This is a genomic window from uncultured Helcococcus sp. (genome assembly GCF_946998255.1).
Classification (GTDB): domain Bacteria; phylum Bacillota; class Clostridia; order Tissierellales; family Peptoniphilaceae; genus Helcococcus.
This window is the reverse complement of sequence record NZ_CAMPYN010000008.1, coordinates 20472-29971: the sequence shown is the minus strand read 5'-3', so window position 1 is coordinate 29971 and position 9500 is coordinate 20472. Positions and strand designations below refer to the sequence as shown.

The 9500-nt window shown below is 30.7% G+C and carries 9 protein-coding genes; all 9 read right to left on the bottom strand.

Annotated features, from left to right (window positions below; translation table 11 throughout):
• Window positions 1-64: 64 nt before the first annotated feature.
• The 9 genes from Q0U66_RS01490 to polA all read right to left on the bottom strand — a co-directional run bounded on the left by Q0U66_RS01490 (window position 65) and on the right by polA (window position 9468).
• Window positions 65-502: a hypothetical protein gene (locus Q0U66_RS01490; protein ID WP_297376749.1), complete on the bottom strand. Its 438-nt coding sequence runs from the start codon at window positions 500-502 to the stop codon at window positions 65-67.
• A 48-nt stretch (window positions 503-550) separates the two neighbouring features.
• Window positions 551-1111 (bottom strand): Rnf-Nqr domain containing protein, encoded by a 561-nt coding sequence (locus tag Q0U66_RS01485; RefSeq protein ID WP_297376746.1) that lies wholly within the window; start codon window positions 1109-1111, stop codon window positions 551-553.
• A complete protein-coding gene (locus Q0U66_RS01480) occupies window positions 1111-1701 on the bottom strand; it encodes an Rnf-Nqr domain containing protein (protein ID WP_297376744.1) in 591 nt (196 codons plus the stop codon). Before Q0U66_RS01480 ends, Q0U66_RS01485 begins: the two co-directional genes overlap by 1 nt.
• A gap of 18 nt (window positions 1702-1719) precedes the next feature.
• Window positions 1720-3216, bottom strand: coding sequence for an FMN-binding protein (locus tag Q0U66_RS01475; RefSeq protein WP_297376742.1), 1497 nt, complete (start codon window positions 3214-3216; stop codon window positions 1720-1722).
• The gene (locus tag Q0U66_RS01470; RefSeq protein WP_297376740.1) at window positions 3213-4124 is read right to left on the bottom strand and encodes an RnfABCDGE type electron transport complex subunit D; all 912 of its coding nucleotides are present in this window, start codon (window positions 4122-4124) and stop codon (window positions 3213-3215) included. Before Q0U66_RS01470 ends, Q0U66_RS01475 begins: the two co-directional genes overlap by 4 nt.
• 9 nt (window positions 4125-4133) lie before the next feature.
• Window positions 4134-5447, bottom strand: coding sequence for an electron transport complex subunit RsxC (gene rsxC / locus Q0U66_RS01465; protein ID WP_297376738.1), 1314 nt, complete (start codon window positions 5445-5447; stop codon window positions 4134-4136).
• Between the two features lie 160 nt (window positions 5448-5607).
• Entirely contained in the window at window positions 5608-6252 is a 645-nt protein-coding gene (locus Q0U66_RS01460; protein ID WP_297376736.1) for a lytic transglycosylase domain-containing protein, read from the bottom strand.
• Window positions 6249-6839, bottom strand: coding sequence for a dephospho-CoA kinase (gene coaE, locus Q0U66_RS01455; RefSeq protein WP_297376734.1), 591 nt, complete (start codon window positions 6837-6839; stop codon window positions 6249-6251). The genes Q0U66_RS01460 and coaE overlap by 4 nt, the downstream gene beginning before the upstream one ends.
• On the bottom strand, window positions 6829-9468 hold the full coding sequence (gene polA, locus Q0U66_RS01450) for a DNA polymerase I (protein WP_297376732.1): 2640 nt from the start codon (window positions 9466-9468) through the stop codon (window positions 6829-6831). The genes coaE and polA overlap by 11 nt, the downstream gene beginning before the upstream one ends.
• Between the last annotated feature and the right edge of the window lie 32 nt (window positions 9469-9500).

The following is a 9500-nucleotide window of genomic DNA, read 5'->3' as shown; positions in this document are numbered from 1 at the left end:
GATGAATACTAAACTCTTTAAAATAAAAACTAGCTTCAAAATATGAAACTAGTTTTAAATAAATTTATTTATTTTTTTGAATCTTTTCTATTATCCTTCCTAAAATAAATGATCCAGCAGATATGAAAAGTATAGGCAAAATACTTAGACTAAATAATTTTTGTTTTAGAAATATATGAGCTAAAATTATTATAGAAAAAATACCTATCATGCTCATAAACTTATTAAATCCACTTGCTAAAACTGCATCCTTGTAATTAACTAAAATCTTATCAGACATAAACACTACAGTTACAAGGCAAATAATCGTAAATGTTATGAGTAAAGCTGGAGTAAACACCATCCTATAGTCTTTAATATGGCCTCCAAACAATAGCAAGTCTAAAAGTAAAAATTCTATAAATACCAGGCCAAAAGAATATAGGAATACCGATATAGAGTTCAATTCACTTTCTAATTCTTTAGGATCTTTTTTTTTTACTTTAATATTTTCTTTTCTCATAAAAACTCCTCTAAATAAAAAAAGGTGGATGACCACCTCTTTTCATTATTATACTAAACCAGCAAATCCATAAAAAGCTAAAGCTATAAGGCCTAAAGCCATCACGTGGATAGCCTTTCCTTTGAAGTGGTCTGGCATATTTACAAATCTATACTTATACTTTATAGCTTCCATCATTATTGATAATAAGATTACTCCCAATGAGGTCCCTATAGAATATATGATAGTATCTACTAAGCTTAAATTATTTTGACTAGCTAACAAGGCTACCCCTAAAAATAAGGTATTTACTAAATTTAATTTACTATATGCTGGTGATTCACCATATGTTGAATCAAATAAAACACTAAATACCTTAACTACTAGACCAATTATTACTATATAAGCTAGTAATTCAAAATATTGTAAATTGTATTTTTCTAAAAGTATTTGGCTTATTAATCTTGTAAGAAATGTTGATATTGTAAGCATAAGGCAAGATATAAGTCCAATTTTTAGTATCTTACCCTTATTATCTGATAAGGCCAAAACATCATCCATTCCAATATATCCTGAAAGGACAACATTAGACACAAATACACTTGCTATAATAATTTGTAATATATTCATTATTGGTCCTCCTTCTTAGCATTGGCAAAATATGATCCTAGGGCTATTAATAAACCTAGCAAAATAAATCCAAATACTGGAGATGAAAAAGTTGGTATTGTGTATTTTTCAGGAATTATTCTAAATCCATAAATTGTGCCAATAGAAAATAATTCTCTAATTGTTCCCATCAAAATAGCTACTAGACCATAAGCAAGGCCTGCAAAGAAACTAGTCTTTATACTTTGTCCTAATGGTTCATGTAAGACAGTATCTTTTAAGTTATAAAATACAACTGAATTTACAGCAATCAAAGAAACTGCTAGTCTCATTGTAGACTCTGATATAGGATAATAAAATTTAATCAACATAGTTGCTGTAATAGCAAAACCACCTATAATAATTAAAAGTGTTAAATCTTCTAATTTTCTAGGTATAAAGTTTTTCAAAATTGATGTTACAAGGCCTGATAATATCAAGACTGATAAAACTACTGCAGACATTATCAAAGCTGCTTTTAATGTGGTAGTTGCTGCTAATATTGAAACAAATCCAAGACCTCCTACTAAGACTGGATTATTTTTGATAATATTGTTGTTTTTATTATTCATACTCTCCTCCTCTTAGTATTATTGGGCCTTAAATGCTTCTTTTACAGCATTTAATCCTGCGTGCATTCCATTTGTTGTTATTGTTGATCCTGCTATAGCATCTACTTCATTAGCAACATCACCAATTTCATTTAAGTTTTTACCAACTATTTGATTCTTGTATGAATCTTCTTCAATAGCTGCACCAAAGCTTGGTGTTTCACTATGTTTGTATATTACAAAATCTTTGATTACTCCATCATTGTCTACTAGGATACCGAATTCTATCATTCCACCAAAACCTTCAGAATTTACATCGTAAATTTTACCTAGGTCTCCAGCATCAGAAATTGCAAGTACCTTATCATTTACATTTTCAGCAATAACTTCTGTAGATTCTACACCTTCAAATAAACTATGGTCATATTGCTTTTTATCTGATTCTAGGTCATCAAAGTTAATTGGTTTAAACATATCTTCATTATTTTTAAGCTTATTAAATCTTGTTAAATCTTCAATAACTTGGTCTAAAGAATCCTTCATAGCTTTTGAAGTAACTGTTGCTCCAGAAATTAGAAGAATATCTTTTTCATGTTTTGGTTCTTTTCTTAATTTTGTAGCTTTTGTGATAAAGTTTTTATCTAAGTTTAATCCTTTGATTAGGTCCTTGTAAACTGGATCTTCAATCTTTCCACCCTTGTCAGCAGCTTCACTATGTTTACCGATTTCTATACCGAAAACTCTATAGTTTTCATCAAGTCTTAGGATATAATCAATATCACCTGCTATACCTGATGCTGTAGATTGTACTAGATAAGAAATTTCATTAGTCTTTTTATTTTTAGCTTCAATAATTCTTCTTATACCATCTTCTCTATAAAAGTCTTTATCTTCAAATTCTTTAAATTCATATTCACTTATAAGGTTAGCGAATAATTCTTGCCACTTATCAGGATAATATGGTAGTTCTTTAACAACTGCTTGCACATCTTCTGATAAGGTTGATAAGGCATTCGCCACTGTTATCAATGAGTCTGTTACAGCATTTGTAGTAATGGTAGCACCTGCTATTAACTCAATTTGTCCTTCATCTTTATTGGCTTCACCAAATGTTAACTTTCCTGTACCAATTTTTGTACCAGTTAAACTTGATGCATATTCTGGTGTATTAAAGGCAGCACCAAATCCTTCAGTTTCACTATGTGATAAAACCTTGAATCCTTGAATTGTACCATCTGCAGATACGCCCACTTGGTAAACAAATTCACCACCATAACCATTATCTAGAGCTTCAAATATATAACCATCAGCTCCTGATTCATCTTTTATTTTGTATACTTTATTAAATTTATCTTCATATCCTTCTACTTCTATTTCCTCTACTTGGTCTGTAGCTGTTGGATATACTGATGCAAAAGGATTTACCTTGTCTTCTTTAGCTTCTTCGGCCATTAAAAATTGGTTTACACCAAAAATCAAAGCTGCTACTAAAGCTAAAACTAAAATTGTGGTAATAAATGATCCTTGTTTTCTCATTTTTTACCTCCTGTTCCAAATACTGTAGCTCTTACATACCTATCAATAGTAGGAACAAATGCGTTCATTATAAGTATGGCAAAGGATACACCTTCTGGGTATGCTCCCCATAGTCTAATAACAACTGTCAATAAAGCTGCTCCTAAAGCATATATCACCTTACCTTGTTTTGACATTGGTGAGGATGAATAGTCTGTAACCATAAATACAGCTGCAAAAATAATACCACCTGATAATAATTGGTATAGGGTATCAGCTAAGTCGTATTTGAAAATATATAGGAATACAGCACATCCAAGAGTGTAAACTAGAGGCATTCTTAATTTAATAACTCCTCTAACCACCAAATAAGCACATCCTATAAGAATAGCTAGTTTGGATACTTCACCTATGGTTCCTGGTATATTACCAATAAATAGGTCTACTAAACTTGCAGGTCTTCCACCTAGTGGTGTTGCTCCTGCAACTCCATCATATGTAAATGTTCCAATTTCGGCTGGCCAAGTAACCATCAAGAAAATTCTTGCAGCCAAGGCTGGGTTTAGGAAGTTTTGTCCTATACCACCAAATAATTCTTTAACTATTACTATAGCGAATACACCACCTACAATAGCCATCCAGAAAGGATATTCTACTGGTAGGTTGAAAGCTAAAAGCATACCTGTAACTACAGCTGATAAATCTTTCACTCTAACTTTTTTACCTAGTGCCTTTTGCACCAAAGCTTCTGATATAACACAAGCTGCTACCGTAACTAGAGTCAACCATAAGGATCTTATACCAAAGAAATATATAGCTGCTGCCATAGCTGGAAGCATTGCAATTATAACGTCTAACATAACTGTTGTTGTAGACTTTTTCACTCTAATATGAGGGGCGTTATTTTTTATTAACTTAATATTCTCCATATAGTCCCCCTAGTTAACGTTTAATTGTCTAATCATTTGCTTACCTTCTTTGAATGTTTCAGCTAAAGGTATATGTGATGGGCAAATATATGAACATAAACCACATTCAATACATGCCATGATGTCGTTAGTTTGAGCACCTTCCAGGTCTCCATTTCTTACAAGCTCTTCTAAATTGAAAGGTTGTAAGTAAACAGGACAAACTTCAACACAAGCTGAACATTTTATACAAGGTTCTTGGTCTGGATATTCTGATTCTTCAACAGATAAGGCTAATAATCCATTTGTCGGCTTATCTAAAGGAATTCCTAAGTCATCTTGGGCAAATCCCATCATAGGTCCACCAATGATTAACTTAGCAACATCATCTTTCAATCCACCTAGTTCTTTCAATGCATCGCCTAAAGTTGTACCAAATCTAACTAAGGCATTTGTTTTTGTGTTCATTGACTCACCGGTGAAAGTGACTATTCTTTCATATAGAGGTTTATTATGAACTACAGCATCTGTTATAGCAGCAGCTGTTGTAGCATTGGAAACTACGCATCCAACAACCGCAGGTAATTCACCTAAAGGTAATTCTTTACCGGTTGCTACTTGGATGATTCTCTTTTCGTCACCTTGAGGATATTTTGCCTTAGCAACAACTAATTTAATATTTTCAGAACCTTTAATAGCTTCTTCAAGTTTTGCTATAGCTTCTGGTTTGTCATCTTCTATAACTATATATCCATTTTCAGCATTTAAAACTTGCATTTCAATTTTTAATCCTGTAATTATCTTGTCAGCAAAATTTCTCATAACTGTATCATCTGATGTTAGATATGGTTCACATTCAGCTGCATTAATAATTACTTCTTCAATTTTTTCTTGTGGACTTAATTTTACAGATGTTGGGAATGAAGCTCCCCCTAGTCCTGTAATACCTGCTTCATCAATGATAGCTATGATTTCTTCAGAAGTCATAGATGTATAATCTCTATCCATTAATTCATAAGCAAGTTCATCCTTGAAATCATTTTTTATAAAAATACATGTAGTATTTCCTCTTGTTGAATTTGACTTCTCTATTTTTACAACTTCACCTGATACACTAGAATGTATATTAGCTGAAATAAAACCTACTTTTTCACCAATTTTTTGCCCTACTTTTACGTGATCACCTACTTCAACTATAGGATTAGCTGGGGCGCCTATGTGTTGTAACATTGAAAGTTTTACAACTTCTGGTGCTGGCATTATTATGTACTCATCGCCTCTACTCAATTCCTTTTTAGCAGGAATGTGATGGCCTTGTTTGAAAGTATTTTTCTTAAATACCATATGTTCCCTCTTTCTATTATTTTTAATTATTATATTATTAACAATAACTAGCTAGTTTATTATATCATGATATAAAGATTTTATCAGCTTAAATTGTAAATTTTACAAATATAATTCACAGAAAATAAAAAACGCTTAATTAAATAAGCGTTTTCTAACTTTATTTCTTTGTAAAATAATCTACTATTAATTTTTTCATTATGTTGAAAGCTTTTTGACTCTTTGAACTTTCATTATCTAAGTAATAAATATCAAAAATACTCTTATTCATTTCCCATTGGTCATTTACTTTTCGAATATAATTCCTTGTTTCAGGAAATGGGACTTGGTCATAATCTTTAGAATCTTCTTTTATTAGTCCCTGACTTATCCATTTATTTACATTACCGTGGCCAGCATTATATGCCATTATAGCAAAATCAACATTATTATCATAATAGTCAATCAAATATTTAAGATGGTAGGTCCCATATTTGATATTAGTTTCAGGGTTAAATAAAAATGTTGGATTATATTCTTTTTCTTTTAGTTTTTGTGATATCCATTCACCGGTATCTGGCATAATCTGCATAAGTCCCTTTGCACCGGCTCCAGATTCAGCCTTTTCAATAAAATCACTTTCTGTTTTGGTTATAGCAGTGACTAATTTTTCATCTACATTATTTTCTTTTGAATATTTTAAAATTAAATCCATATATGGTTCATGTCTATCATTGACTGTATAATATATATAGCCATAGAAAAGTCCACCTGCTAAAATAGCTAGGATTAATAATAAAACTAGTATTCTTCCTATAATTTTCATAAAGTCCTCAATTTTTCTTTAACTTGTCTCTTAGTATCATCTTTGTTTCCTGTATTATCAATTACAAAATCTGCAAATTTGAGCTTATCTTCAATTGACATTTGAGATTTAATTCTACTTAAGGCTTGATCTTGGCTTAAATTGTTTCTTTTCATCAACCTTTGTAATTGAGTATTTTCATCAGTATAAACAAGCCACATTTCATCTACAGGAATATTATTTTTACCAATATTTTCAATAAATAGTGGTATATCAACAAAAATAATATCTTCATTAGAATTATTTATTTCGTTCATAATTTTATTAAATATATTATCATGAGTCAAATTATTTAAAACTTGTAATTCCTCCTTATTATTAAACACTATATGAGCAAGTTTTTTATTATCAATATTTTTGTTAGAATCAAGTATTTCTTCACCAAAATATTCTACAATATTTTTATAGTTCACCTGGCCAACTTGCATTAATAGGTGGGCTATTTCATCAGCATCTATAATTTTAAATCCTTTTTCTCTTAAATAAGACGAAACCAAACTTTTACCCGTAGCTATAGATCCTGTAATCACTATTACCTTAGACTTCATACCAAGAATCCCCTACTTCTACATCCACTAGCAATTTTACTCCAATATCAACTGCATTTTCCATTTCTTCTTTTATAATCTTTTTGACTTTTTCTAGTTCGTCATCCGGACTTTCTATTATCAATTCGTCATGAATTTGCAAAATTAATTTTGCCTTCAACTCATCTTTCTTTAATCTATTGTAAACATTAATCATTGCAATTTTGATGATATCAGCTGCCGTACCTTGGATAGGTGAATTTAAAGCTATTCTTTCACCAAAGCTTCTTAAGTTGAAATTTGATGAAGATAATTCTGGGATATATCTTCTTCTAGCAAACATGGTTTTCACATAGCCTTGTTCTTTGGCAATTTCAACTATATCATCCATATATTTATGAATTTGAGGATATGAATCTAAGTAAGAATCTATATAATTCCTTGCTTGCTTTCTTGTAATATTCAAATCTTCTGAAATGCCATAATCCGATATCCCATAAACAATACCGAAGTTTACAGCCTTAGCTTCTGACCTTTGTAACTTTGTAACCTCATCTAAATCAACCTTGAATACTTCAGCCGCTGTTTTTGTATGGATATCAATTCCTTGTTCAAAGGCTGATAACATATTTTTATCATTAGTTAAAGCTGCAAGCACCCTAAGTTCAATTTGGGAATAGTCGGCAGATACCAATTTTTTATCTTTCCCCGCAAAAAATCCCTTTCTGATCAACCTACCCTCTTCCGTTTTTATAGGTATATTTTGTAGGTTCGGCTCTGTAGAAGATAGTCTACCAGTAGCTGCTACAGTTTGGTTGAATTTTGAATGAATCCTATTGTCTTCTCCTATCATTGGGATTAAACCGTCAATATAGGTGGATTTAAGCTTAGCTAATTGTCTATATTCTTCTATCATAGGAATAATAGGATGCTTATCTTCTAATTTTTTTAAGACATCAATATTTGTAGAATAACCCGTTTTAGTCTTTTTAATAACAGGTAATTCTAGTTTTTCAAATAGAATTACTCCCAATTGTTTTGGAGAATTTATATTAAACTCTTCACCTGCCTGATCATAGATTTCATTTTCTAAATCATCTATTTTTGAAGATATTTCTTTATCAAGTTTTTCAAACTCTTTAGCATGAGACTCTACCCCATAAATTTCCATCTCTGCAAGCACCTTTACGAGTGGCAAATCTACTTCATAAAGAAGGTCTGTCATTTCCATTTCTTCAATCTTATCTAACAATAATTTTTTAGCCTTACTTATCACAAATAGATTATTAGCTTGATATTCTAATAATTGGTCATGGTCCAAATCACCTACACTTTTTTTATTTTTTCCTTTTCCTAGGTATTCATCTAAGGCTTTAATCTCTACATTTAAAAATGATAGACCAATATCTTGTAGTGAATATGAGCCACTAGGATTTATTAGGTATGACAAGATCATTAAATCTAGATAATTATCAGAAAATTGAACACCTAATTTATCTAACATTACAATGGATTTTTTGATATCAAAAGAAACTTTTTCTATTTTGTCACTCTCAAATAAAGCTTTAAAATGTTTTTCAAACAATTCAAAATCATTTACTAAATCTAAAGTATAAACCCTGTTATCTTTAGATTTTATCGCTAAAAATCTTGGTTTTTCTTTCGTATAGTCATCTTCATTTATAAGATCAAAAACAAGTTCTTTTTCTTTTTCTATAAAATCTACAACTTCTTTGTAATCTTTTTTATCAAGAAGGCTAGCATTAAAGTCATGAGCCTCTTCTACTTCAGGAGAATATTCCTTCATTAAGCCTGTAAATTCCAAAGCCTTATATTTTTCATATAACTCTTGCCTATTTTCTTCTTGAACTTTTAAATCTTCAATTTCTATACCTAGGTCTAAATCACATATTATTTTACCTAGCTTTCTTGATAAATAAGCCAAGTTTTCATTTTCCAAAAGATTTTTTGGAAGAGCTTTTCCTTTAATCTTATCAATGTTTTCATAGATATTTTCAATGGTTGAATATTCTTTTATTAACTTTATAGCAGTTTTTTCTCCAACTCCAGGTACTCCTGGTATATTATCAGAACTATCTCCCATCAATCCTTTTATTTCGATAAGGTCTTTAGGACTTAGTCCATCATATTTTTCCTTAATCTTTTCCTTGTCATAAATTTCTAATTGTGAAATTCCCTTTACTGTATATAGAACATAGGCATGGTCATCGATCAATTGAAAATAATCCCTGTCACCAGTTAGCATATAGGATTCAATATTTTCCTCATTTGCTTTTCTAGACAAGCTGGCAAGTATATCATCCGCTTCATAATCATCTAGTGAAAAATGTTTTATCCCATATGAATCCAACAAGTCTCTAACTATACCAAATTGACTATTCAATTCATCTGGTGTCTTATCTCTAGTACCTTTATAATCCGCATATTCTCTAGTTCTAAATGTTGGGCCAGCCTTATCAAAGGCTACTGCTATATAGTTAGGTTCTATTTGTTTAATTGCAGCATTCAACATATTAACAAATCCATAAACTGCTCCTGTTGGCAATCCATCTTTTGTAGAAAGATTTCTAATTGCATAAAAAGCTCTAAATATTAGGGACGATCCATCAATAAGTAATATTTTTTCCATATTTCCTCTTCTTTGTGTTTAAATGTTATTTA

Excerpts from the sequence above, each read along its gene's own strand:
- Q0U66_RS01490 (WP_297376749.1), bottom strand. The coding sequence starts at position 502 with ATGAGAAAAGAAAATATTAAAGTAAAAAAAAAAGATCCTAAAGAATTA.
- Q0U66_RS01480 (WP_297376744.1), bottom strand. The coding sequence starts at position 1,701 with ATGAATAATAAAAACAACAATATTATCAAAAATAATCCAGTCTTAGTA.
- polA (WP_297376732.1), bottom strand. The coding sequence starts at position 9,468 with ATGGAAAAAATATTACTTATTGATGGATCGTCCCTAATATTTAGAGCT.
- rsxC (WP_297376738.1), bottom strand. The coding sequence starts at position 5,447 with ATGGTATTTAAGAAAAATACTTTCAAACAAGGCCATCACATTCCTGCT.
- coaE (WP_297376734.1), bottom strand. The coding sequence starts at position 6,839 with ATGAAGTCTAAGGTAATAGTGATTACAGGATCTATAGCTACGGGTAAA.
- Q0U66_RS01460 (WP_297376736.1), bottom strand. The coding sequence starts at position 6,252 with ATGAAAATTATAGGAAGAATACTAGTTTTATTATTAATCCTAGCTATT.
- Q0U66_RS01485 (WP_297376746.1), bottom strand. The coding sequence starts at position 1,111 with ATGAATATATTACAAATTATTATAGCAAGTGTATTTGTGTCTAATGTT.
- Q0U66_RS01475 (WP_297376742.1), bottom strand. The coding sequence starts at position 3,216 with ATGAGAAAACAAGGATCATTTATTACCACAATTTTAGTTTTAGCTTTA.
- Q0U66_RS01470 (WP_297376740.1), bottom strand. The coding sequence starts at position 4,124 with ATGGAGAATATTAAGTTAATAAAAAATAACGCCCCTCATATTAGAGTG.